General features: G+C 57.3%; 16 protein-coding genes and 2 other annotated features. Of the genes, 6 read left to right on the top strand and 10 right to left on the bottom strand.

Annotated features, from left to right (window positions below):
- Window positions 1–8: 8 nt before the first annotated feature.
- Window positions 9–1,184: an FtsW/RodA/SpoVE family cell cycle protein gene (locus OS242_RS18620; RefSeq protein WP_267153203.1), complete on the bottom strand. Its 1,176-nt coding sequence runs from the start codon at window positions 1,182–1,184 to the stop codon at window positions 9–11.
- An 856-nt stretch (window positions 1,185–2,040) separates the two neighbouring features.
- Window positions 2,041–2,293 (top strand) — a binding site (T-box leader).
- A gap of 46 nt (window positions 2,294–2,339) precedes the next feature.
- Window positions 2,340–2,592 (top strand) — a binding site (T-box leader).
- A gap of 100 nt (window positions 2,593–2,692) precedes the next feature.
- On the opposite strand from OS242_RS18620, the gene ilvE reads away from it, so the two are divergent.
- The 5 genes from ilvE to ilvD are packed head-to-tail and all read left to right on the top strand — an operon-like array spanning window position 2,693 to window position 8,256.
- Complete coding sequence (ilvE, locus tag OS242_RS18615) at window positions 2,693–3,592, top strand: branched-chain-amino-acid transaminase (RefSeq protein WP_267153202.1); 900 nt, start codon at window positions 2,693–2,695, stop codon at window positions 3,590–3,592.
- A 21-nt stretch (window positions 3,593–3,613) separates the two neighbouring features.
- The gene (ilvB, locus tag OS242_RS18610) at window positions 3,614–5,326 is read left to right on the top strand and encodes an acetolactate synthase large subunit (protein ID WP_407702131.1); all 1,713 of its coding nucleotides are present in this window, start codon (window positions 3,614–3,616) and stop codon (window positions 5,324–5,326) included.
- Window positions 5,323–5,562 (top strand): acetolactate synthase small subunit, encoded by a 240-nt coding sequence (gene ilvN / locus OS242_RS18605; protein ID WP_267153201.1) that lies wholly within the window; start codon window positions 5,323–5,325, stop codon window positions 5,560–5,562. Before ilvB ends, ilvN begins: the two co-directional genes overlap by 4 nt.
- Window positions 5,563–5,589: 27 nt before the next feature.
- Window positions 5,590–6,576, top strand: a complete 987-nt coding sequence (locus tag OS242_RS18600) for a ketol-acid reductoisomerase (protein ID WP_267153200.1) — start codon at window positions 5,590–5,592, stop codon at window positions 6,574–6,576.
- A 15-nt stretch (window positions 6,577–6,591) separates the two neighbouring features.
- Window positions 6,592–8,256 carry a dihydroxy-acid dehydratase gene (gene ilvD / locus OS242_RS18595; protein ID WP_267153199.1) on the top strand — a complete coding sequence of 555 codons (1,665 nt, stop codon included), beginning with the start codon at window positions 6,592–6,594 and terminating at the stop codon, window positions 8,254–8,256.
- A gap of 213 nt (window positions 8,257–8,469) precedes the next feature.
- Here ilvD and OS242_RS18590 read toward each other — a convergent pair whose 3' ends face one another.
- Window positions 8,470–9,249 carry a TatD family hydrolase gene (locus tag OS242_RS18590; RefSeq protein ID WP_267153198.1) on the bottom strand — a complete coding sequence of 260 codons (780 nt, stop codon included), beginning with the start codon at window positions 9,247–9,249 and terminating at the stop codon, window positions 8,470–8,472.
- Window positions 9,250–9,251: 2 nt separating this feature from the next.
- Window positions 9,252–11,303: a methionine--tRNA ligase gene (gene metG, locus OS242_RS18585; RefSeq protein ID WP_267153197.1), complete on the bottom strand. Its 2,052-nt coding sequence runs from the start codon at window positions 11,301–11,303 to the stop codon at window positions 9,252–9,254.
- A 580-nt stretch (window positions 11,304–11,883) separates the two neighbouring features.
- Between metG and OS242_RS18580 the strand changes: the two genes are divergently transcribed.
- On the top strand, window positions 11,884–12,123 hold the full coding sequence (locus tag OS242_RS18580) for an AbrB/MazE/SpoVT family DNA-binding domain-containing protein (protein ID WP_267153196.1): 240 nt from the start codon (window positions 11,884–11,886) through the stop codon (window positions 12,121–12,123).
- A gap of 92 nt (window positions 12,124–12,215) precedes the next feature.
- Here OS242_RS18580 and rsmI read toward each other — a convergent pair whose 3' ends face one another.
- The 7 genes from rsmI to OS242_RS18545 form a co-directional block, all read right to left on the bottom strand.
- A complete protein-coding gene (rsmI, locus tag OS242_RS18575) occupies window positions 12,216–13,097 on the bottom strand; it encodes a 16S rRNA (cytidine(1402)-2'-O)-methyltransferase (protein WP_323372977.1) in 882 nt (293 codons plus the stop codon).
- Entirely contained in the window at window positions 13,094–13,855 is a 762-nt protein-coding gene (locus tag OS242_RS18570) for a tRNA1(Val) (adenine(37)-N6)-methyltransferase (protein ID WP_267153195.1), read from the bottom strand. Before OS242_RS18570 ends, rsmI begins: the two co-directional genes overlap by 4 nt.
- Window positions 13,856–13,932: 77 nt before the next feature.
- The gene (locus tag OS242_RS18565) at window positions 13,933–15,927 is read right to left on the bottom strand and encodes a phosphatidylinositol-specific phospholipase C/glycerophosphodiester phosphodiesterase family protein (RefSeq protein WP_267153194.1); all 1,995 of its coding nucleotides are present in this window, start codon (window positions 15,925–15,927) and stop codon (window positions 13,933–13,935) included.
- Window positions 15,928–15,931: 4 nt separating this feature from the next.
- The gene (locus OS242_RS18560; RefSeq protein WP_267153193.1) at window positions 15,932–18,526 is read right to left on the bottom strand and encodes an LTA synthase family protein; all 2,595 of its coding nucleotides are present in this window, start codon (window positions 18,524–18,526) and stop codon (window positions 15,932–15,934) included.
- Window positions 18,527–18,588: 62 nt separating this feature from the next.
- Window positions 18,589–21,348, bottom strand: coding sequence for a glycosyltransferase (locus OS242_RS18555; RefSeq protein ID WP_267153192.1), 2,760 nt, complete (start codon window positions 21,346–21,348; stop codon window positions 18,589–18,591).
- Between the two features lie 5 nt (window positions 21,349–21,353).
- A complete protein-coding gene (locus tag OS242_RS18550) occupies window positions 21,354–22,166 on the bottom strand; it encodes a kinetochore Spc7 family protein (RefSeq protein WP_267153191.1) in 813 nt (270 codons plus the stop codon).
- Between the two features lie 16 nt (window positions 22,167–22,182).
- Entirely contained in the window at window positions 22,183–25,044 is a 2,862-nt protein-coding gene (locus tag OS242_RS18545; RefSeq protein WP_267153190.1) for a glycosyltransferase, read from the bottom strand.
- Window positions 25,045–25,142: the final 98 nt, after the last annotated feature.

Raw genomic sequence — 25,142 nt, 5'->3', positions numbered from 1 at the left:
AAAATGGGTCATGCGTTGCGGAAACTCAATTTGCGGCGACGGAATCCGATGTTGAGCACGATGCCGATCAACATGAAGTTCGCCAGCACCGACGAGCCGCCGTAGGAGATAAACGGCAGGGTGACGCCGGTCATCGGCATCAACTGCAAGCTCATGCCGATGTTCTCAAACAACTGGAACGTAAACATCCCCGCTACCATCGCGCAGATATACATCCCTGTGCGGTCCCCGGCCCGCAGGCCGTTCATGATGATCCGGTAGAACATCAGGAAGTAGAGGAAGATCACCGCGACCGAACCGACAAAGCCGAGTTCCTCGCCGATGACGGTGAAGATAAAGTCGGTCTGCTGCTCCGGCACCCAGTTGCCCTGCGTCTGCGAGCCTTGGTAGAGCCCCTTCCCGAACAACTGCCCGGAGCCGATGGCGACCTTGGCTTGATAGACTTGGTAGCCGCCCCCGGCGAGATCGTCCTCCGGGTGGATGAACGTAAGGAAACGTTTGTATTGATGGTCTTCCAAAATGCCTTTTTCATTCCACGCCTTAAAGATCGCCAAAGTTTCATCCGGGTACACCGCCACAACCGAGAAAAAGATCACGATAAAGATGACAGCGACCAACGCCAGCGACCAGAACACCTTCGACGGCAGATGGACAAACATGGCGGAACCGATCAACGCCATCAAGATCATCGTCTGCCCGAGATCCGGCTCGATGACGATCAAGCCGATGCCCAGAATGCCGTAAGCGGCCAGGAAGAGATAATTTCGAAGCGGGTCGGGTCGATGCCCATTTTCGTCCTCATCCTCATTGGCGAGAAACTTCGCCATCATCAGAACAAATACGACCTTGAACAACTCCGACGGCTGCAACGAGAACGGCCCGATGGGAATCCACGCATGCGCCCCTTTGATCTCCGGCAGAAACAACACGACGATCAGGAGCAGAATCACAAACCAATACGGAATCTCCACATGCCTGACCAACAGCCGATAATCAGTCCGAATAAAGAAAATCATCGCGACCAGCCCGATGCCGATAAACGCCATCTGCTTGATCGCATACCCATTGCCGCTCGTATGCGTCGCCGACGAGATCGCCACGACACTCGCCGCACAGATCGCGAGCACGACAAAGATCAAGAACAAATCTAAGTCTTTATACCATCGAGAATGATAAGTCCCCATTCTGCGTTTCCTCACTTCTATAGAGTCCGTACCATTATAGCAAACATCCTGTGAAAAAGGGGTTACAGTTGTGCGTCGGAATAGGATTTCCTTCCAATTGAAAGATATGCGGCAGAAGGAATGATCATGTAAAAAGAAATAGACCTCCCTTGTGCTTCCCAGCCTGGAGGTTCACCTTTTTCAGGTAGCCCCTTGTCAATCGGTTTTCATTGTGGGTTTTGCACAAGTCATTCATTAACATACAAATTTTTGATTACCTACGAGTAAAAAAAGGAAGGATTCGTTACGGAAACATTTACAGTAAAGTGTGAATTCATTCGAGTATTCCACAACAAGAACACTACAATTATCAGGGTATGGTTTGCATTTATCTGTTAAATGATATTCCTCAGCCCCCGCTCCCTTTCTTGGTCGTATTGTTAAATAGGAGTACCCAATACAAAATTCACCCCGACCAAAAAAATTCTCATCGAAGGGGCTTGACTTTCGGTTATGAGTTGCCTAGTATTGAACTCAACAAACCTGATGTGATCTGTAAACGAGCAGATCGCACTCGATATCGTGGCGTAGAAAAGGAAGAGTAGACGTGAGCGCTGGTGTCAGAGAGCTGCCCCTAGGCTGGGAGGGCGGTGACCATCTCGATGTTGAAAATCACCTTGGAGCTTTGCCTGCCAAAGGACGCGGATGTGTCCGAGTAATGGGCGACGGAGTGGCCTTCGTTAACAGGCCGGAGTTTCTGAGAAACTCGCAGAGTCCATCTTCGTGAGAAGATGGAACAACTGGGTGGTACCGCGATCCCTCGCCCCAGTCATCGAAAAATCGATGACTGGGGCGTTTTTATTTTCAGACAACAAAATAAAAGGCGTAGAAAAGGAAGAGTAGACGTGAGCGCTGGTGTCAGAGAGCTGCCCCTAGGCTGGGAGGGCGGTGACCATCTCAACGTTGAAAATCACCTTGGAGCTTTGCCTACCAAAGGACGCGGATGCGTTCGAGTAGTGGGCGACGGAGTGGCCTTCGTTATCAGGCCGGAGTTTTTGATAAACTCACAGAGTCCATGTTCGCGAGAAGATGGAGCAACTGGGTGGTACCGCGATCCCCTCGCCCCAGTCATCGGCATTCCGATGACTGGGGCGTTTTTATTTTCAGACAACCAAATAAAAGGCGTAGAAAAGGAAGAGTAGACGTGAGCGCTGGTGTCAGAGAGCTGCCCCTAGGCTGGGAGGGCGGTGACCATCTCGACGTTGAAAATCACCTTGGAGCTTTGCCTGCCAAAGGACGCGGATGCGTCCGAGTAGTGGGCGACGGAGGGCCTTCGTTATCAGGCCGGAGTTTTTTCAAAAACTCGCAGAGTCCATCTTCGTGAGAAGATGGAGCAACTGGGTGGTACCGCGATTCCCTCGCCCCAGTCTTGGAATAATTCTCTCCTACGAGAGATTCCAAGACTGGGGCGAGGGAATTTTTTATTCCCGACCCCTGCAAGAACACAAAAAAACAAGGAGTGGTGGAGAATGAGTGAGCAGTTGATCTATCTGAACGGCGAGTTTGTGGAAAAGCACAAGGCGGTGGTGTCTGTCTATGACCACGGGTTCCTGTACGGCGACGGGATCTTTGAGGGGATTCGCAGCTATGCGGGCAACGTGTTTTGCCTGCACGAGCACATCAAACGGCTGTATGAGTCTGCGAAGTCGATCCTCTTGACGATCCCGATGTCACCGGACGAGATGGAACAGGCCGTCTTGGAAACGCTGCGGGTCAACCGCTACCCGGATGCGTATATCCGGCTCATCGTCTCGCGGGGAGTCGGCGATCTCGGCTTGGACCCGAGAAGTTGCAAGCAGGCCAACGTGATCATCATCGCCGAGCAGTTAAAACTGTTCCCGCAGGAAAATTACGACCGGGGATTGCGGATCGTGACGGTTCCCACGCGGCGCAACGTGCCGGATGCGCTGAATCCGAAGATCAAGTCCTTGAACTACCTGAACAACATCCTCGTCAAGATCGAAGCCGCACAAGCTGGTGTCTTGGAAGCACTAATGCTCAACCATGAAGGGTATGTGTGCGAAGGTTCGGGCGACAACGTGTTTCTCGTCAAAAACGGAAAAGTGACAACGCCGCCGACCTACTTGGGCGCGCTCGAAGGGATCACGCGCAACGCGGTGATGGAGCTGTGCGAACTGCACGGCATCCCCTGCGAGGAGAAGCCGTTTACGCTCCACGATGTATACGTGGCCGACGAGGTGTTTTTAACCGGCACGGCTGCCGAGGTGATCGCGGTCGTCGACGTGGACTCCCGCACCATCGGGGACGGCACCCCCGGCGCGACGACGCTCCTGCTGACCGAAGAGTTTCGAAAATTGACGAGAGAGCGCGGTGTCAAGGTGCCGGGGCTGGCTCCTGAATTAATCTGATATCCATCCCGAAAGGAAGTGATGACTGTGAATGCAAACGTCACAAATCACGCGCAAACCACGATGTCAGGAGCGCAGATGGTGATCGCATGCATGGAGAGATTGGGCGTCGAGACGGTGTTCGGCTATCCGGGCGGGGCGATCTTGCCGATCTACGATGCGCTGCACGGCAGTTCGATCGACCATGTGTTGACACGGCATGAGCAAGGCGCGATCCATGCCGCGGAAGGATATGCGCGGGCGACCGGACGCACAGGGACCGTATTTGCCACGTCAGGACCTGGCGCGACCAATCTGGTGACCGGGATCGCCGATGCCTTTATGGATTCCACGCCGCTGGTGATCATCACCGGGCAGGTAGCCACTCCGCTGCTCGGTCGCGACGGATTTCAAGAGGCCGATGTGGTCGGGATCACGATGCCGATCACCAAACACAATTATCAGGTGCGAGAGACGGCAGATCTGCCGCGCGTCTTGTGCGAAGCGTATCATCTCGCGAGTACCGGACGTCCCGGCCCCGTATTGGTCGATATCCCCAAGGATGTATCGAGCCAAGTGGCACCCTTTGTGTTCCCGGAGGCAGTGGAGATTCCGGGATATCATCCTCCCACACTGCCGGATGCGCTGCAACTGCAACGAGTCTGTGCCGCGATCACGGAGGCGCAACGTCCGTTGCTCTACATCGGCGGGGGCATTGTCAGCGCGGGAGCATCAGAGGAACTGCGGGCGTTCGCTCGGCAGACGGGGATTCCGGTCGTCTCCACGTTGATGGGGCTCGGAGCCTTCCCGCCGGATGATCCGCTGTTTCTGGGGATGCTCGGGATGCACGGCACGTATGCGGCCAATCTGGCGGTGCAGCAGTGCGATCTCCTGATCGCGTGCGGTGTCCGCTTCGACGACCGGGTGACGGGCAAGCTGGAACTGTTTTCCCCGCACTCGAAAAAGGTGCACATCGAGATCGATCCCGCTGAGATCGAGAAAAATGTGAGGGTGGACTATCCGGTCATCGCCGATGCCAAACAGGCGTTGCAAGCGTTGCGGTCGATGTCGCCGCCCTGCACATGCGCGAGTTGGTTGGCTCAAGTACAGGCGTGGGGGCAGGAGCATCCTTTGACCTATTCGCAGGACGAATCGAGCTTGAAACCTCAGTATGTGATCGATCTGCTGAATGAGATGACCGGCTCGGAGGCGATAGTGACGACGGAGGTGGGCCAGCATCAGATGTGGGCGGCGCATTTTTACCGCGCCAAACGACCGCGCACGTTTCTGACCTCGGGCGGACTCGGCACGATGGGATTTGGGTTTCCGGCTGCGATCGGCGCACAACTGGCCGTCCCGGAGGCGACGGTGGTCTGCATCGCCGGCGACGCATCGTTCCAGATGAACATTCAGGAATTGCAAACGGTCGCCGAACGAAACATTCCGGTCAAGGTGATGGTGATCAACAACCGTTTCTTGGGCATGGTGCGCCAATGGCAAAAGATGTTCTATGAAAATCGGCTGTCCGAGTCGCGGATCGGTGCGCCTGATTTTGTCCGGGTGGCGGAAGCGTACAAGGTAAAGGGGCTTCGAGCCACGACGCCGGACGAAGCGCGTCAAGTGATCGTCGAAGCGTTGGCGCATCCAGGGCCGGTGGTGGTCGACTTCCTCGTCGAGGAAGAAGAGAATTTATTCCCGATGGTGCCGCCGGGGAAAGGGAATCATGAGATCTTGCTGAGGGGGTGGGAGGAATGAGCGTATCGATCTTCGTCACCGCCCATGACCGTCCGGGCGTTCTGGCGCGGGTGACCGGACAGTTTGTCAGGCGCGGGTACAACATCGTCTCGCTGACATCCCGTCAAAAGCCGGAAGAGCCGGGCATGGCGCAGATGACCATCGTCGTCGGGATCGATGAAAGGGCAGGCGGGCAATTTGTCAGACAACTGAACAAGCTGATCGACGTGATCAAGGTCGAATATTTTCCGAATTAAAATAATATTCAAAGGAGTTTTAATATTATGGAAATGTACTATGACCAGCAGGCGGATCTCGGGCTGTTGCAAGCGAAAACGGTAGCGGTGGTCGGGTATGGATCGCAAGGTCATGCGCAAGCGCAAAATCTGCGCGATGCGGGTGTCCGCGTCGTCGTTGGACTCCGTCGTGGAAAGTCGTGGACACGGGCTGAACAAGACGGGTTTGAAGTCATGACGGTGGCCGAGGCGACGAGAGCGGCCGATGTGGTGCAGATGCTGCTGCCGGATGAGAGTCAGGCCCATACGTATCGGGAGGAGGTTGCCCCGCATCTGCGCAAAGGCCAGATGTTGTTGTTCTCGCACGGCTTTAACATCCACTTCGGGCAGATCCAACCGCCGGAAGATGTCGATGTGGCGATGGTGGCACCCAAGAGCCCGGGTCATCTGGTGCGCCGGGTGTATGTGCAAGGGGCGGGTGTGCCCGGATTGGTCGCCGTGCATCAGGATGCGACGGGGCGGGCGAAAGACCTGGCGCTCGCCTACGCAAAAGGCATCGGCTGCACCCGTGCCGGCGTGATCGAGACGACGTTTCGCGAAGAGACGGAGACCGATCTGTTCGGTGAGCAAGCGGTGCTGTGCGGCGGCGTGACCGCATTGGTCAAGGCGGGATTTGAGACGTTGACCGAAGCGGGGTACCGACCGGAGATCGCCTACTTTGAATGTCTGCATGAGCTGAAACTGATCGTCGACCTGATGTATGAGGGGGGATTGTCCCGCATGCGGCACTCGATCTCCGACACGGCGGAGTTTGGCGACTATATGACCGGTTCGCGGATCGTGACGGACGAGACGAAACGGGAGATGCAACACGTGCTGGCCGAGATCCAGCGCGGTGAGTTTGCGAAAAAATGGATCTTGGAAAATCAAGCCGGACGACCGTCCTACAACGCGATCAAACAGGCCGAAGCGCATCATCCGATTGAAACGGTGGGGGCACGCCTGCGCGAGATGATGAGTTGGATCGAGCGGTAAAGGAGGGGACAGCGCATGAGAAGCGATACGATCAAAAAAGGGTTCGACCGAGCGCCGCATCGCAGTTTATTGAAGGCAACCGGTCTGAAAGACGAGGATTTTGACAAGCCGTTTGTGGCGATCTGCAATTCGTTTGTCGAGATCATCCCAGGTCATATGCATTTGAACGAATTTGGCCGTCTGGTCAAGGAAGCGGTGCGGGCAGCCGGGATGATTCCGTTCGAATTTAACACAATCGGTGTCGATGACGGCATCGCGATGGGCCACATCGGCATGCGCTATTCGTTGCCGAGCCGGGAACTGATCGCCGATTCGGTCGAGACGGTGGTCAACGCCCATTGGTTTGACGGGATGATCTGCATTCCCAACTGTGACAAGATCACGCCCGGCATGATGATGGCGGCGATGCGCATCAACATTCCGACCGTCTTTCTGTCAGGCGGGCCGATGGCGGCCGGGAAGACGTCGAAAGGGCAGGTGGTCGACCTCAGCTCTGTATTTGAAGGCGTCGGCGCCTATCAGTCGGGTCGCATCACCGAAGAGGAACTGAAGGACATCGAGGATCACGGCTGCCCCTCCTGCGGTTCCTGCTCGGGCATGTTTACGGCCAATTCGATGAACTGCCTCTGCGAAGTGCTGGGCATCGCACTGCCGGGCAACGGCTCGATTCTCGCGACCGATCCGGCGCGCAAGACGCTGATCGCGCAGGCGGCCGAGAAATTGAAACTGCTGATCGAACAGGATCTGAAGCCGCGTGACATCGTGACTCGTGAGGCGATCGACGATGCCTTTGCGCTGGACATGGCGATGGGCGGTTCGACGAACACGGTGTTGCATACGCTGGCCATCGCGCAAGAGGCGGGCATCCAGTACGACATGTCGCGCATCGATGAGATCTCGCGCCGCGTGCCGCACCTGTGCAAAGTCAGCCCGGCCTCCAACTGGCATATGGAAGACATTCATCGGGCAGGCGGCATCAGCGCGATCCTGAAAGAGTTGGCCCGGAAACCTGGCGTGCTTCATCTCGACCGGCCGACAGTCACCGGATACACGCTGGGTGAAAACATCGCCGCGGCGGACATTCAAGATCCGGAGGTGATCCGCACGCTGGAACACCCGCACAGTGAGCAGGGCGGGCTGCGCGTTCTGACAGGCAACCTCGCGCCCGATGGCGGGATCATCAAAAGCGGCGCGACCGATGTCGTTCGCTTCGAAGGCCCTTGCGTCCTGTTTGAATCGCAGGAAGACGCGTTGGCCGGCATCTTGGCAGGTCGTGTCCAGAAAGGCGATGTGGTGGTGATCCGCTACGAAGGACCGAAAGGGGGCCCTGGGATGCCGGAGATGCTCGCGCCGACTGCCGCCATCGCCGGCATGGGGCTGGATGCCGATGTGGCGCTGATCACAGACGGGCGCTTCTCTGGCGCATCGCGCGGGATCTCCGTCGGTCACATCTCCCCGGAGGCGGCAGCGGGAGGGCCGATAGCCTTGCTGCGCGACGGGGACAGGGTGAGCATCGATGTCGAGACGCGCGTGATCGAAGTGAAACTGAGCGAGCAGGAGCTGGCACAGCGTCGCGCCGCGTGGGAACAACCGGAACAAAAGGTCAAATCCGGCTGGCTGGGGCGTTATGCAAAGTTGGTGACCTCGGCCAACACGGGAGCTGTATTGCGTGTAGACTAGTCGCCGGGCGACGATCCCCTCTCTTTTTTGAGCAGAGGCGATCGTCCCTTTTCACTTACTGAACCGGAAATAAAAAAGCTTCTGAAACGAATCGGATACGGGATCCTGTCGTTTCAGAAGCTGAAAAATTTCATTCTGTCGTATCAGTAGATGTTCCAGCCTACATCGCTCGGTACCTGCCTGGAACGCCTTCTTTTGTTCGTCATTTCTTTTTTAGCTGATTCGAAACAGCGTCTTCGCATTCGCCGTCGTCGCCGCTGCCAGCTCCTCAAACGGCATCTCGCGCAACGCAGCGATCTTCTCCGCCACGTGCTTGACATAGGCGGGTTCGTTGCGTTTGCCGCGATAGGGTTCCGGCGTCAGGTACGGGGCGTCCGTTTCGACGAGCAGGCGGTCGAGCGGGATTTTGGCCGCGACTTCAGCCGGGCGTTTGCCGTTTTTGAAGGTGACCGGGCCGCCGAAGGAGATGTAAAATCCGAGCTTCATGCATTCCTGCGCCATCTCCCACGAGCCGGAGAAGCAGTGCATGATACCGCCGACCTTGGCGGCGTCCTCTTCTTGCAGGAGGCGCAGGATGTCGCCGTGCGCGTCGCGGTCATGGATGACGATCGGCAAGCTCAGGTCTTTTGCAATCGCGATCTGCTTGCGGAACATTTCATCCTGCAGTTCCTTGGTCGTCGTGTCCCAGTAGTAGTCGAGGCCGATCTCGCCGATGGCGACGACCGAGTCGAGTTTGGCCCACGTATACAACTGCTGGTAGTGATCGTCGGTCAGATCGTTCAGGTCGCACGGGTGATAGCCCACCGCGCAGTAGATGCCGTCGTTCGCCTCGGCGATCTCCACCGCCCGCACGTTCGACTCGTAGTCGTAGCCGGGGATGACGATGTTGTGCACGCCGTTCGCACGGGCGGCTTCGATCAACTGCGGCAGTTCGCTCTCGAACTTGGGCGAGTTCAGGTGGCTGTGTGTGTCAAACAGGTGCGGCGTCGTCATGCTTATTTCACCAGCGCGCCGTTGGCAATCGGGCCGTCCACGGTGGTGACGTACAGCTCTTCGCCGACCGATGCGGAGAGGATCATGCCGTTCGACTCGTAGCCGCGCAATTTGACCGGCTTGAGGTTGGAGACGAGAATGACTTTTTTGCCGATCAACTGTTCCGGCTCGTAGTATTTGGCGATGCCGGAGACGACTTGGCGTTTTTCGGTGCCAAGGTCCAGTTGGAACAGGAGCAGTCGGTCCGCTTTCGGGATGCGCTCACACTCGAGGACTTCCGCCACGCGCAGCTCGACTTTCGCAAAATCATCGATGCCGATCAGGGCGACGCCTTCCGGTTTTTCATCGGCAGCGGCGACGGCCGGTTTCTCCTCGCCTTTCGGGTCCGGAGTTTCTTGACCCGGCTTGCCTTCTTGTTTCTCTTCCACAGCCGGTTGCGTGGTTTCTTCAGCGTTCACAGTCGTACCTCCCAGCATGTCTTCAATCGCCTTCACTTCCACCGCCACATCGAGACGCGGGAAGAGGGCCGGTGCTTTCTCCACTTTCACGCCCGCCGGCAGCGCGCCGAATTCTTTCGCGCTCTCCCACAGGGTCAGGCTGGCATCTGCCACGCCGAGCTGACGGAAGATCTCCGCCGGAGCCTTGGTCAAGAACGGCTGGACGAGGATCGCCGACACCCGCAGCGACTCGGCCAGATGATAGAGCACGGTGTCGAGGCGCGGCTTTTGTGCGTCGTCCTTCGCCAGCACCCACGGTGCGTTTTCATCGATGTATTTGTTGGTGCGGGAGACGAGATCCCACACAGCCCCCAGCGCCAGCGAGAACTGCATGCGGTCCATCGCCTCTTCAGCGCGCACGACCGAGTCGGACGCGAGCGCTTGCAGGGTCAGGTCGAGCTCGGTCGACTCACCGCGCTGCGGGATGATGCCGTCGTTGTATTTCTCGATCATCGCCACGGTGCGGGAGAGCAGATTGCCGAGGTCGTTGGCGAGGTCGGAGTTCACGCGGTGGACGAACGCCTCCGGGGTGAACGTCCCGTCTTGGCCGAACGGCACTTCGCGCAGGACGAAATAGCGCAGCGCGTCGAGGCCGTAGCGGTCGATCAGCGGTACCGGGTCGACGACGTTGCCTTTCGACTTGGACATTTTATCCCCGCCGGAGAGGAAGAAGCCGTGGCCAAACACTTTCTTAGGAAGCGGCAGGTCGAGCGCCATCAGGAAGATCGGCCAGTAGATCGTGTGGAAGCGGACGATGTCCTTGCCGATGACATGGACGTCGGCCGGCCAGTATTTGTTGTAGGTCTCTTGCATCGCGGGGTCTTGCGAGCCGTAGCCGATCGCCGTGATGTAGTTGGTCAACGCGTCCAGCCAGACGTAGACGACATGCTCCGGGTCGGACGGCACTTTCACGCCCCACTCAAACGTCGTGCGCGAGACGCAGAGGTCTTCAAGGCCCGGTTTGAGGAAGTTGTTGAGCATCTCGTTTTTGCGCGACTCCGGCTCGATGAAGCCCGGGTGATCTTCATAGTACTGAATGAGACGATCCGCGTATTTCTGCATGCGGAAGAAATACGACTTTTCCTTCAGCGGCGCGACGTCGCGTTTGCAGTCCGGACATTTGCCGTCCGCTTCTTCGACTTGGCGCTGCGTCCAGAACGACTCGCACGGGGTGCAATAGAGACCTTCGTACTCAGCGAGGTAGATGTCGTCTTGGTCGAGCAGGCGTTGGAAGATCGCCTGCACCACGTCTTTGTGGCGCGGTTCGGTGGTGCGGATGAAGTCATCGTAGGAGATGTCCAGTTTCGTCCACAGCGCCTGGATGCCCTCGACGATCTTGTCGACAAACTTCAGCGGCTCAAGACCCGCGTCTTTGGCGCGCTTCTCGATCTTTTGACCGTGCTCGTCGGTGCCGGTCAGGAACATGACGTCATAGCCGCGCAGCCGCTTGTAGCGAGCCATCGCGTCGCAGGCCACCGTCGTGTACGCATGTCCGATGTGCAGCTTGTCGGACGGGTAGTAGATCGGGGTGGTGATGTAGAAGGAAGGTTTGCTCATGATGGTGCCCCCTTGACTGAAAAATTAGGAAATAAAAAAAGCCCTCATCCCGTCTGCCGGGACGAAAGCTGTGCTCTCGCGGTACCACCTGGCTTTGCCGGGGCCTCGCAGCCCACGACCTCAGTGGGTCAGATGCATCACTGTCGCTGACCACACGGCTGTAACGGGCCACCCCGTCAAAGCCTCAAGGCATGTCAGCCTCTCGACTTCGAGCGCTCCGGAACCATCTTCGCCGCTCGTCTCCCTGCCGGTTTCCACCACTCCCGGCTCTCTGGTTGGGCCCGTTTTCGGGTACTCATTCCTTCATTGCGCGTTTGTTACACATGGTTCGTGCATCATATATCTTACCCAAACCGTACCATGTTATTCAAATAAATGTCAAGACGGGCAGGATTTTTTAACCATTTTCGAAAATATAGTACGTTATCGAAACTCTTCGATGAAACCCTCTGTTCTTTTTCTTCCAAACTTATTGACTATTATGGGAGTAACTGGTACGCTAGGGATGTCGAAAGTTTGTCGAAGTTTGTAGAATCGAAAGAGACGATAAAATAACAATGACTCAGGGGAGAGTGCAACAATGAAATCTACCGGGATTGTACGTAAAGTTGACGAATTGGGCCGCGTTGTCATTCCGATCGAGCTGCGCCGCACGCTTGGCATCGGGGAAAAAGACGCTCTGGAAATCTACGTGGACGGCGAGCGCATCGTGCTGAAAAAGTATGAGCCGGCTTGCGTGTTCTGTGGTTCCGCTGACGATATCATCCATTTCCGTGGCAAAAACATCTGCTCCGTTTGCGTGGGCGAGATGAGCCGCTAGTCGCTGCCGTTTCTTTTTCCATAGACGACAAAGCCCCTGACTCTGATGAGCCAAGGGCTTTTTCATGTGTATTTTTGGCAACTGGGCCGGGATCAGGTCATCACTTCGTTGTAGACATCGCGTTTTTGCAGCCCGCGGTCTTTGGCGACGACTTTGATCGCATCTTTTTTGGAGACGCCTGTTTCGACAATTTTGTCGACATGTTCCGACAAAGTTAGCCCTTCCCACCACGAAGATTCGACATGGGAATTTTCCAGTTCGCCGTCCCCGCCGGCCACCACGAGGACAAACTCGCCGCGTGGTTTTTCCTCGGCGACCCACTCGACACATGCCGAAATTTTTCCGCGAGAGAACTGTTCGTATCGTTTTGTCAGTTCGCGGCCGATGGAGATCTCGCGGTCGCCGAACACCTCCAGCAACGCCTTCACCGTTTCTCCGATGCGGTGCGGCGCCTCGTAGAAGATCTGCGTCTCCGGCCGGTGCTGGATCTTTTTCAATTCGGCGATGCGATCCTTTTTGTCACGGGGCAAAAAGCCGACGAATGTGAAACGGTCGGTCGGCATTCCCGACGCGATCAGGGCGGCGATGCCTGCGACCGCACCCGGGATCGGCACGACGGGGAGATTTTCCTCGACGGCCGCACGCACGATGTCAGCTCCCGGATCGGAGATGCCGGGGGTGCCGGCATCGGTGACAAGGGCGACGCTTTGGCCTTCGCGGAGCAAGGAGAGAATCGCCTCTTCCTTGCTCTTTTTGTTGTGCTCGTGGTACGAGATCAGGCGCGGACCGTCGATCTGGAAATGGTTGAGCAGTTTGCGCGACTGGCGCGTGTCTTCGGCGGCGATCACCTCCACCGCTTTCAACGTCTCGACGGCGCGGTAGGTCATGTCGTCGAGGTTGCCGATCGGCGTGGCGACCAGGTACAAAGTGCCGCTGCCGTCCGGCTCCTGAAACGAATAGCGGTGCTTCATCATCGGGGCCACTCTCCTCGTCCGGCGTAGATGTCGAGGATGGCGTCGGTGTACGATCCGTCCTCGCGGTGCACGATCAATGGCGGGTCGATGCGCAGTTCGGGACGTCCGCCCTTCAACGCTTCGATCAGCAGGATGTTCGGCTGTTTGTGCGGGCGCGGGTGCACGAGGCACAGGCGCTTTGGCTCCAACCGATGGTGGCGCATCAAGGCGATGATGTCGGCCAGCCGGTCGGGCCGGTGCACGAACGCCACCCGACCGTCGTAGCGGCACAGTCCGGCCGCCGCCGAGATCGCCTGATCGAGCGTGCAGGTGATCTCGTGCTTGGCGATGCGGACGTGCTCGTTTTCGCTCTGGTCGCCCACCCCGGCCGGTCGATAGGGCGGGTTGCAGATCACCGTGTCGAACGACTCTTTGCCAAAGAGATCGACCGCCTCGCGGGTGTCGCCGTGCACGATCTTGATCGTGTCCTCCAGCGCGTTGCCCCGCACGTTGCGCTCCGCCATGTCGGCCAGCCGCTCCTGGATCTCCAGGCCGACGATCTCGCCGCGCGGCAGATCGGATCTCGCGGTCAACAGCAGCGGCATCACGCCGTTGCCGGTGCCAAGGTCGATCACCCGGTCGCGCCGTCTGACGGTCGCATACCGGGCCAGCAGCACGGCATCGAGGGAAAATGAAAACACTTCGTCGCTCTGAATGATCTGCAACCCCTTGGCCTGCAGATCGTCCAAGCGCTCTCCTTCACGCAATTCAAACGTCATATCGAATGCTCGCTCCTGTTTTCTCAACCTGTACGCTTCTTAAGGTAACATATCCCAAGTCAAAAAGGGGAGAATCGTCACGTCCGCTCGTCATAAAACTCCGCCTCGGTCGCCAACAGGTCTTTGATGCCCGCGAGGTTGTCCAGTTTGAACACACCCGACACGATTTTGTCTAGTTTGTCCACGGAACGAATACGTTCCACCTGCTCCAGCAGCGCCGACACCACCTCTTCCGGGTATTGCAGCGCCCAATAGTCTTTCAAAATATCGAGCAGGACCTCACGCTTTGTCTCCGATTGGATCTTCATCTTGTTCAGATCGTGCGGCGGCGTCCGGTCTGAGTAGAACCCATGCACGCCCTGCAGGAAATATTTTGCCATGACGACAGGATCATTCAATGTGTGCAGATACGTCATGATCCCCTTTTCCTGCAACTGCTCCACCAGTTTCGGTGTATACCGCTGCTCAGACATCACCACGGCCCGAATGCCGTTTCGATAGGCAAACCAGATCACTTCCGCATCGGTCGCATGTGTCTGATACAGCGTATAGACGTACGACTTGAACTCGTGGATCGCCCGCACCTCCTCCAGCATCCGCTCATGATACAACTGCGGGATGATGCGATCCAAGATCGCCGGATCGATGCGGCGGGCCGTTTCCGCCAGCACCGTGAACTGTTGCCGGATCTCGTCGCTCTCGACCGCTCTCGTGTCGGTGATCAGGTACATGTCCGGATGATCGCGCATCAGGCGACAGATGTCCTCGAAGTCGAGCGGTGTGTACCGTTTCAGGATGGGGAGAGACTTGAACTCCTCGCGTGTCAGCCGCTCTCCCTTTCGATCCTCCGGCAGATCCTGCATCAGATACTCATACAGGTACGGCTGCCAATCATGCCTCGCGACCAAATGACCGTCTTGAGTCAACACCAAGTCAGCCTCAAACACCCGGTACCCCTGCAGATACCGGTGTTGAAACGCTTCGAGACAGTGGGTGTTCGGCCGGTCTTCGATCTCGCCGAACGCGCGCGCGACCAACCGATGGTCGGTCGCCCACTCACAGTTGGTGGCGCGATCCTGCCGCGCTGCTGCAAACAGCGTGTGCTCGGCGTACAGCGTCGCGAACGTATCGACATAGGTCGAGAGCTTGACCTCGCCGTGCCGATCCAGCACCACGATGTTGAGGCCACGGTGGTTTTGGGACCACTCGCGTCCGTCGATCAGGATGCTCGACAGATTGCCGGCCGACAGACCGGCGCTCTGAACCTCGACGGTGACGGGCAGACCCTCGGGAGATACGGTGATCTTCTCGGTATCGTTCCGCTCAAAGATCGGCTCGTACTGCTCCCCGTCCCGTTTGCGCATGATGTTGACGTAGCTGTGTCGCAGGTGCTCCCGTCTCAACTGACGGATACCGTGGGCCGCCAACTCGTCCTCCCATTCAGGAGTGAGTGCCTGACTGCCTTCGTCTTTGACCGAGAGAAGAATCAGGTCATCCGGCTCGGTCCCGTCCAAGATCTGCATCAGCGTCAGGCCCTGCACGGCGGATACGTGGTAGCCGTGCTGATGGAAGTGGGGCAGAAACATCGTGTCTGTAAAATAGACGGTCGCATAGTTGCGCGACAAATCGAAGTCCGACCAGACCGCCACATCCAGGCGATACGCGTCAAACAGCTCTCTGCGAAACTCCCGCTGCTCCTCTTCGTCCTCCGAAACAGGATCGCCCAGCAGTAACACCGAAAAAGGTGCCAGTTGCGGAAGTCGCTCGACCATCTCATACGGCAAGAACCACTCGTCTTCCTCAACCATCGCCGGTCCCTGACCGACCACCGGGTCTGACACGAACTCCGGCTCCGGAAAGACCACGGTTTCCCGCCCGATCATCGACTCCTGCACGTCCCCCGCTTCCTGCTGCCCAATCAGGGCAGGTGCCGCAGGCACAGCTGCCTCTTTCAGTCCCGGCACTTGCTCCGCCGGTCTCCGCTTTTCCTCTGTTGCCCTCGGCTCCCGGAGCAAAAACAACCCTGCGATGGTCAGCAGTCCCATCGTCAGCGAAACGACCGCTGGGTACACGTCTTCACCCCCTTTCGTGCTTTCGTGCCACGTACACCGTCTGTCGCGCATAGAGAGTGTTGAACGTATCGACGAAGGTGCTCTGCACCACCTGTTTCTCCGTCAGACTGTACACCACGATGTTGATCCCGCGATGGTTTTGCGCATACTCCCTGCCGTCGATCCGGATGCTCGACAGATTGCCGTGCGAGGCCCCCGCACTCTTGACCGAGAGATCAAACGGCATCGTAAATCCGTCGATTTTACTACCCTTTGCCACATCGAGTTCCAACAGCTCGTCGGCCGCCCTCTCATCGAGCGAATCCAACCGATTCGTCTTCAAGATCACATTGAGATAGCTCCAACGCAGACGACTCGGGTTCAACTCCTTGATCTGAATGTCAGACAACCGCAGCCGCAGTTTCGGAGACAACGCCTGCGATCCCTCGTCTTTCACCGCGAGGAGGATCAGGCTGTACCGATCCACCGACTCGATCAGGTCAAAGATCGTCTGCCCTTTCACCACTTCCAACTCATAGCCCGCTTCGCTCAGAAACGGCAGATACACACTGTCCTGAAAATAGATCGGCCGCCCGTTCGCTTCCAGATCCAGTTGATGCAAATAGGCGAGCCGCACCCGATGCTGTTCATAAAAGGCATCCCAGATCGGCTCTTGCCACGTCGCTTCTCCGGTCAACTCCTGCGCTTCCTTTTGTATCTGCTCAAAGGCATACGTGTACGGCAGGATGATCGCATCCCTCTCCATCAACGGCAGACACTCACTCAATTCCGGGCTCAGTTCAAATTCAAACTGCGGAGGCAAACCTGCTGAAATGCCGTCCGCCCTCCGCATCCGATCATTCCGTATCACCGCGTCAGACGATGCCACCGCCCTCTTCGCTTTCACAAACAGCTCGTAACTTTCATGCGTGTGATCAAACGGGATCGGCCGCTGCGTCTTTCGATCATACAGCGTCCCCTGCTCAAACGTCTCCGTGACGTCAGCCAGATACACATACTCCTCGCTGGCAAACGTGCCGTCCGGGTAGACCCGCGAGATCACAAAGTCATCCTCTTTCACAAACAGATTGCACCCATACTGGACTTTCGTGCGCTCGATCCCGAACAGGCTTTGCACGGTCGGCAGGAGATCGAGCGTGCTCCCGGCGGTCGTGATCGTCTGCGGAGTCAAACTGCCTGCCTCCCCCGCGCAGATCAGAAACGGTACCTTGCGCAGATCAAAGTCATGATAGGCCCGTTGCGACGGATCACGCCCCAACCAGGCGATCAACTCGTCCACATGCTGCAACGGCACACCTTCATGATCCCCGAACAGCACAACCACCGTGTCGTCCAAAGTCCCGTCCCGCTCCAACTCGTCAAAAAACGCCGCCAACGCCTGATCGGTGTAATGCACCGACTGAAAATAATTGTTCAACATCGGCGAGAGATCCGGGTCGTCCGGCAGTCCCCGCTGATCGATCTCAAACGGAAAATGAGAGGTCAACGTGATCAGATGGGCGAAAAAGGGCCTGGTCATCTGCGCGATCTTGTCAGCCGACTGCAAAAGGAACGGCCGATCCGGAAATCCGAGCCCGATCCTCTCCGTGACCTGGTAGTGATCCTCCGCAAAAAAATGATCAAACCCGTACGTTTGAAACATGATCACCCGGTTGTAGTACTCGCCGGTATGACCGTGAAACGCGGCGCTCGCATAGCCTTGCTCCTTCAGCAGATGCGGGAGCGCGCGGTACGTTTTGTCATAGTGAGTGAAATTGACGACCTCGTGCCGCATCGGATACAACGAGTTCAACGCGACCAGTTCCACGTCGGCCGTGTGACCCATCGCATATTGGGCGTGAATGTTTTCAAACGAGATACTCTGTTGCTTCAAGCGATTCAAAAAGGGCGTGATCTCCTGTCCGACCGTTTTTCGATCGAGCAGAAACTGCTGAAAAGACTCCAATTGGATGAAGATCAAATTTTTCCCCCGATAGCGGCCGTACAGCGGATGTTGCCGGGCACGATCATTCTCCGACCGGATCTCTTCGGCATCGACAGAATCTTCGCCGATCCTCTCTTCACGCGCCGGACGCGCATTGATCTCTGCCGCGGCCGCGTAGTACCCGACCAGACCGAGTCGCTCAAAATACAGATAGGCGGTCTTCCGCTGTTTGCGCGCGTTCACCAGACTCCAGACGCTCCAAGCGAGCAACAGCCCGCCCAGCAGGAGCAGTCCCAAAAGCTCCACCCCCTGCAGCTCAAAGCTCGGCCACCACGCGAACCCCACGTTTAACAACCAGAGCAGAAGCACCCCGAGATCGTTTTTTCTGCGCAGATTGGCCGCCCCTGTGCGCAGGACGACTTTGTTGTTTTTGAGCTGGTCGAACGAACCGAGAAATTGCTTGAGCTGCCCGTACCCCAGCAGACTGCCGAAAAAGCGGATGTGCAGCAGGTTGGTGTACGCCAACAGATAGATCCCCGCCAGCAGCACCGCCGTCACGGCCGGGTGCACCAACACCGTCAGAAACAGCAGAAACGCGACGGCCAACGACCACGAGACCTGCCCGGCCGACACCTTCGCTTTTCTGCCCATCGCGCGTTGTATCCATAGATTCATCCAAATATCCGTATACGCCAGAAATACGATCAGAAACAGGGCATCGATCATGTCTCTCCCATTCACTCCATTCGCAGATCCACGATCTCATCCGGAACGAAAGTCAGTTCCGCTTGCGGGTGCAGGATTTGATAGCGACAAAAGCTCCGTTTCTCGTCGAACTCCTGCTCAGGTCGCACAAACACCGAGTCCCCTCGCAGCAAGGCCGCATGGATTTGTGCGGCGACCCGCCCGTGTCGCACCTGCTCCGGCCCCCGCACCAGGATCTCCATCGTTCTCTTCTCTGCCACTGGCGGCAACGCCTGCCGATCCCCCAGTTTCTCCCGGATGACCCGCTTCCATTTTTCTTTCCACTCTTTCTTCGCAAACGCCTTGGAGACGGCGACCGCGTGGCGGCTGATCCGTTCCCGCAGCGCCTCCTCCTCGATCAGTTTGCACACCGCTGTCAGCAGATCCTCGCGTGACGGGGAGATCAGGAGACCGTTGTATCCGTCGATGATCAGGTCGGTGAGCCCGCCGATGCGGGTAGCGATCACCGCGTTGCCACTGGCACACGCCTCCAGACACGACAGCGACGTGCCTTCGCTGTACAGCGTGGGGATCAGGACGATATCGGCGTCCTTGTAGACTTGATGCATCTCGTCCGGATCACGATGATAGCGGAACACCCGCCCCGGCCACTTCTCCCGCTTGTCCTCCACCGCCCGTACATCGTCCGCAAACCCTTTGCCGACAAAATGAAACTCCACCTGCTCATAGCGCGTGAGCACCTCGTCTACGATGTCGAGCGTCAGATACAGCCCTCTGGCCGCATACAGCCGCCTCGGATACACGATGCGAAGCCTGTCCCCCGTGCGCTCCACCGGGTAAAACTCCTCCCCCTCCACATAGTTGGCAATGGTGACCGTCTGCTGCGCCGCTTCGTAGTCGACCGTCTGCAACCAGTTCGGCGTGTTGGTGTCCACCGAGATCAGTTTCTCCACGTTGCGGGCCCCTTCGATAAAGCGCAGGTTCGAGAGCCAAAACTGCTCCCCGTTTTCATACTGGCTGTGTTCGTTGTCCCACGCCACACCGTGCGAGATCCCGATGCTCGGGTGAGCAACCTCCGGGTACGCCTGAAAGAAAGCCGAGTAGAGATTCAACGCAAATTTTTCCGCCGCAAGCCCCGTGTAGGCCATGTTAAAATCGGTCATCAACTGCACCGTGAACGGCTGCTCCATATGCCGCTCTCCGTCCCCGAGCGAATACACATCGATCCCGCGAAACTTTCGGTACCAAGGGAAATTGCCGTACTGGTAGATCTCCATCTTGTAGCCGAGCTCCGTACAGATCTCATGCAGGTCGATCAGATAGCGTTCCGCACCGCCGGAGTAAAAGTCTGTGCCCTGATAATTGAAAAACGTCGCGGTAAACACTCCGATGACGTTTTCAAACGTTTTGTTGGCAAAGACGGGCGCACAGTCGATGTTTTTCATCATCTCTTGCTCCGCCTGCTCGACCCGCTCCCGCCACGTGTTGCGTACGGCGATGTCGCGCAACCGATTTTGAAAAGAGGACGGCGGAGCGGAGAGGATCGCTTTCAGGTCGAGCCGCTTCCCCGCTTCGACGAGATGCACGCCGGGGCCGGCAAAAGGAATCACTTCCCGGATCGGAGTGCTCAGGATCGGTTTGCCGATCGCGCAGTACTCGAAAAATTTGACAGGCGAGACAGCGTTGGTCAGATCATTGACGAGGAACGGGATCAACAGCGCATCAAAGTGCGCCGCATAATCGGGCAGCGACTCATACGGTTTCTTTCCTAAGAAGTGCACGTTCGCTCCGAACGGCTCCCTGTCGATGCCACAGTGACCGATCAAGACGATCTCCACATCCTGTGCCGCCAACTGCCGGATCAGACCGACGTCAAACCACTCCTCGATGGCACCAAAATAGCCGAGGATCTTTTTGCGCTTTTGCAGCACAGGCTTGAGATCGTCCGGAACTCCCGCAGGCGATGTCTTTGATGTGAAATCCTCCGGACGAACGGCGTTCGGCAGCAAGACCGCATCGGAGCGAAACGCCGTAAATTCTTGAAGGCTCCGGGCGGAGTAAGTGACCAGTTTCGCTTGCTCAAGCACCTCGTGGTGTTTGAGCAGCATGCCTTTGTCATACCCGGAGAAAAAGTCCACCCGATCCAAGATGTCGTACCAGACCGTCTTTTGCGGCAGGCAGTCGATCCAAGCGTTTTGCATCAGCCAAGTGTTCAGGACCAGCACATGCATCGATTGCAGGACGGGCAGCAGGTACTCCTCCCGATTGAGCAAAAACAGATTGGGCTTCAGTTCCTCCAGGAGATGCTCCGTGCCCTCCGCCGTGCAGAAAAAGCACAGATAGCCTTTTGCCGCCAATTCCATCAGGAAATGCTGCGGCCGTTGGATCGGTTGCCAATGCACGGCGGCCGGGTAGACGACGATGCCTTTGTAGCGGCGGTCTTTGAATAATTTCGCGATCCGGCGGGATTCCGGATGATCCCCGGTCAAGAAGCTCCGGTAATAACGCGCCCGCTTCTCGTATTCGTGCTGAAAATAGACGTTGTCCGCCAGCAACCGTTTCATCGCACGCTCTTGTTCCCCTTGCAGATGTAAAACCTGCGCGTCCAGTTGAGCCGACGCGGCTGTCATCCGCTCGAACGTCTGCTCCAGATCGGTCAGGGCTTGCTGTGCTTCGCGGATGTCGACCGCATAGCGATCCAGCAGCACGCGTCCGGCTTGCCGTTCCCGTTCCTTCGCCTGGATCTGCGCTTCCAGAGAGCGTTTGATCTCGCGTATTTGTTTCGTCTCCATATCGGTCACACACCTCCTGCGGGCAACTGCTGCGAGTCTTCTTTGCGGAAGTAAGTGAGTGCCCTGTGCTCAAGGCCCGCGTACGAGACGATCTTTGCGGTACGCAGGCGCTCCCTATGCTCCAGACTCATCTCCGGGTCCGGTCCGAACAGGATGCTCGGGTCGGCGCACAGGTCATACCAGACCGTCACATCGGACAGGACATCGTACCATGCTTTTTGCAGCACCCACGTGCTGAGCACCGTGACCGGCCGCTTCCTCAACAGGGGGAGGAGCCTCGCCTCTTCGTTGATCCGGTGTACATGCGGGGCGATCTCTTCGATCCGAAACTGCTCCTCCGGCCCCCGGGAGACACAATCGATGCAGAGATAGCCTTGAGCAGCCCCGATCCGGAGCAGTTCCTGCACCCGCTCCCGGCAGGCCGGGAGCGTCTCCGGGGAGATGAGCAGCGGACGATCCTTTCGTTGCAACAGCGTGCGCAGTTCGCCAGCGTCCTCCGCCCCGACCTTTTCTGCAAATTCTCTGTAGTACTGGTGCCGCGCCTGATACTCACGTTGATACAGCGTCCAGGACTGACGGTCCTCCAGCAGACGGTCTGTTTCGAGAAGACGGGCTTCCAGCAGCGACACATCGTTTCGCTTCGCCTGAATCTCCGCTTCCACCACTTCGGTCAACCGCTGCACATCGTCTTGCTGATCTTTGATCTCCTTCATCGTCCGCACCCGTTTGGCGATCACCTGTTGAAAGGCCTGCACCTCGTGCTCCTTGGCCTGCAAGAGATCCTGAAGGAATCGAATCTGTGGGGAGTTCTCGCTCATATCTGACCTCCGGCTCCTAGATGAAATGCCAGTAGAACCATTTCCGTTTCAACCGTGCGTGCAGCGCATCCCAGCCGCCAAACCGCTCCTGATCGTCGATCTCAGCCGACAAAGACTCTTTATGAATGCGATAGGAATACAACGGTTCCGGTACATGGACGAACGGTCCCTTCGTCCGCAACCGGAACACAAAGTCCCGATCCTCGATCCCAAACATCGAGGTGTCAAAACCGCCTGCCCGCCGCCCGGCAGTCGCCCTCCAGACCAGTGCCGGTCCCGGATTGGCCAAACCGTTCATCTCGTACGGGCGATTCCGTATTTTTTCGATCAGCAATCCTTCCTGGTCAATCTGTATGTAATCCGCGTACGCGGCCGCCTTCGACTCGTCCGCCACCAACGCAGAGACCAGCCGCTCCAACATCCGTTCCCCCATCAGGTTGTCTGCCGAGTGCCACGTTAAAAACGTGCCGGTCGCCAGTGCCAGTCCTGCGTTTAACGCTGCCGGCAAGCCTTGGTTTCGCTCCAATCGATGAAAGACGATCCGTCGGTCATACCAAAACTCCTCGACAACGGAGCTGATGTCCTCTGTCGATCCGTCATCGACGATGATCAATTCAAAGCGGGTATGCGACTGGCGGAGCACGCTCTTGATGGAGGCGCGCAGGTAGTCGCTCTGGTTGTAGACAGGCAGTATGACCGACACATCCCCCTGCGGACGCTCATAGCGCGAACTCTCGTGGAAGGGATAGAACAGGATCGCCCACTCATCAAATCCGAGATAGCGGTAGAGCAGATAGAGCAGACGCTTTGCTTTCGGGTCCTGACTGGGAAGGTCGGCCATCAGCAGGCGCGGCAGGTCGGACTGCCGACTCTCCGCTTCTGTCAGTTGGCGGAGCGCATCCGCGTACCGGTAGGCCGCCCGCTCGTTTTCGTAGCCGGAACTCGCCACAGCGTCCGCAAACAGGTCTTTCGCTTGCTCCCAGCGACCCAGTTGTCCGTACAAGTCTCCGGCTGCCAGCAGATGATCCTCCGGTGCCAGATCGAGAAACACCCCCTGCGCGCCGTCTGCGGAAGAGAAAGCATCGATCAGCAGTTCGATCGCTTCTTGCTTCACCTCCGGATCGTCGATCGCCGTCATCAATCTGGCGTACAGATAGGCGTACTCATGACTCGCTGTGTTCTCCTCTTCGTCATTGATCACATTTTGCAGGAGTTGCAACGCCTCATGAGTCCGTCCCAGATTGATCCCGGCCAGGATCATGAAAAAGGGGGCGTGTCGATGGTGCTGGATGTCCGCCAGAATTGACAGCGCTTTCTCGTACTCCTGCAAAGAAAACGCCTGCCACGCATCGCGCATCCGTTTTTCCGCAGCCGGGAGAGAAGCTTGTGCGCCGTCCGCGACCGACATCCGACTCGTCCCCGGTGCCCGTGCCGGCACCTCGACTTGCAAAAACTCTTGATGCAGAACCAATCGGGGAGCCGCTGCATCGAGCGGTCGGAACCGCGACAGGTCTGTGCCTTTTTTCAACAGCCTCCATTCCACAACGGACACACGCAGCCTGTCCGTTTGATAGCGCACCTCGGCCGCATACGCCGCCTCCGCTGATGAGACGACCAACTCCGCCAAATCACCCGCATCGGCGACCCGCTCACGGCCTTCCAAGAACAGCACCCACTCTTCACGTGCTGCCCGCATCGCCGTGAGTTGTCTCTCAAGGATCGAACGATTCGTTGCGACCTCGTGCAGTTCGTACCGATACCCGGCAGCCGCCTTTCGCATTTCCTCTGAAAAAGACTCTCCTACGATCACCACCTGTTTGTGCAGGGGAATCGCGTCCAGTTGCCGTTTGACCTCGGCCAGGTCGTTGTCGTGATCGAGTCCAAGCAACGCAACGGTCAGTCCCATCTGATCAGACCTTCCTTCCAACGGGTGATTAAGAGATGTAAGGTGCTGCGGCAACAAGCGTTGCTCGCTCTTCAATTCGTTCCATCGTGCAAACATGTCACGCGCGGTTTGCCACTCTTGTTGCCGGGACGCCACTTCAAAGGCCAACGCGTACGGATCTGTGTAGGATGGGATCTCCTCCATCGCTCGCTTGGCGATGTGCATCGACCGATCCGTTTCGCCCAACAAGAGCCAAGAGGTCATCCAATAGAAATAAGTCTGCGCCCGGGTATAGGTCTCATGCTTCGGCAAAAGCGCCAGTGCCCGTTGGCAATGCCGGATGCTGTCACGGTATTGGCCCGCGTTAAAAAATTCATTGGCAAGGTAGCGGTGCAGCCTGCCGTTGTCTTTGTCCTGTGCCAACTCTTGCTGCAAGAGTTTGAGATTTCGTTGCGACTTGGCTTCGATGCGGTCGGCTGAATATCCGACATGTTCAAGGAAACAGTCTGGAAGCAGGCGTATGACTTTGCCCGATCCCTGCAATGCTTCGTGAATCGCACCCTGATACGTGTAGCGACCTCTTGGAAAAAGCCGCTCCGCATGGCTCCATGTCTGCAATTCACCCGTTGCCTGCTCGATATTGCGGCAGGGCAGGGCGTAGACACCCGTAAAGGAATCATTCACTGCCAGAAACTCCTTGAGCGAAAGGTCAGGATGCGTCCAGTGAAACGTCTCATCGGAGTCCAGGAAGAGAATCCAATCGCCGGTCGCCTTCTCGATGGCGACATTGCGGGCTTTCGAAAAATCATCCGCCCACTCAAAAGGCGTCACCTGCACGCCAAAAGCGCGGACGATGGGCACCGTTTGATCGGTAGAACCTGAATCGACCACTACCAGTTGATCCACGTAAGGAAGAACGCTTTCTAAAGTTTCCCGGATGCCCGACTCCGAATTGTACGTTAAAATGCACGCCGTCAGGGAAGGCAGGGTCATACAGAGGACCTCCTAATCCAAAAAGCATATCACGAACCGTTTGCCGATAGATTCGGAACGGTTCATGATATGCTATGTTTTCCCAGTTGCGGGTCAAT

Origin of the sequence: Tumebacillus lacus (genome assembly GCF_026410385.1) — a bacterium.
Taxonomy (GTDB): Bacteria; Bacillota; Bacilli; order Tumebacillales; family Tumebacillaceae; genus Tumebacillus; species Tumebacillus lacus.
This window is presented reverse-complemented; position numbering and strand designations above follow the sequence as displayed.

Coding starts and splice junctions, on each gene's coding strand:
- OS242_RS18550 (WP_267153191.1), bottom strand. CDS start 22,166: ATGAGCGAGAACTCCCCACAGATTCGATTCCTTCAGGATCTCTTGCAG.
- ilvN (WP_267153201.1), top strand. CDS start 5,323: ATGAGCGTATCGATCTTCGTCACCGCCCATGACCGTCCGGGCGTTCTG.
- ilvE (WP_267153202.1), top strand. CDS start 2,693: ATGAGTGAGCAGTTGATCTATCTGAACGGCGAGTTTGTGGAAAAGCAC.
- OS242_RS18580 (WP_267153196.1), top strand. CDS start 11,884: ATGAAATCTACCGGGATTGTACGTAAAGTTGACGAATTGGGCCGCGTT.
- OS242_RS18560 (WP_267153193.1), bottom strand. CDS start 18,526: ATGAATCTATGGATACAACGCGCGATGGGCAGAAAAGCGAAGGTGTCG.
- OS242_RS18570 (WP_267153195.1), bottom strand. CDS start 13,855: ATGACGTTTGAATTGCGTGAAGGAGAGCGCTTGGACGATCTGCAGGCC.
- OS242_RS18600 (WP_267153200.1), top strand. CDS start 5,590: ATGGAAATGTACTATGACCAGCAGGCGGATCTCGGGCTGTTGCAAGCG.
- OS242_RS18555 (WP_267153192.1), bottom strand. CDS start 21,348: ATGGAGACGAAACAAATACGCGAGATCAAACGCTCTCTGGAAGCGCAG.
- ilvD (WP_267153199.1), top strand. CDS start 6,592: ATGAGAAGCGATACGATCAAAAAAGGGTTCGACCGAGCGCCGCATCGC.
- metG (WP_267153197.1), bottom strand. CDS start 11,303: ATGAGCAAACCTTCCTTCTACATCACCACCCCGATCTACTACCCGTCC.
- OS242_RS18590 (WP_267153198.1), bottom strand. CDS start 9,249: ATGACGACGCCGCACCTGTTTGACACACACAGCCACCTGAACTCGCCC.
- OS242_RS18545 (WP_267153190.1), bottom strand. CDS start 25,044: ATGACCCTGCCTTCCCTGACGGCGTGCATTTTAACGTACAATTCGGAG.
- OS242_RS18620 (WP_267153203.1), bottom strand. CDS start 1,184: ATGGGGACTTATCATTCTCGATGGTATAAAGACTTAGATTTGTTCTTG.
- ilvB (WP_407702131.1), top strand. CDS start 3,614: ATGACTGTGAATGCAAACGTCACAAATCACGCGCAAACCACGATGTCA.
- rsmI (WP_323372977.1), bottom strand. CDS start 13,097: ATGATGAAGCACCGCTATTCGTTTCAGGAGCCGGACGGCAGCGGCACT.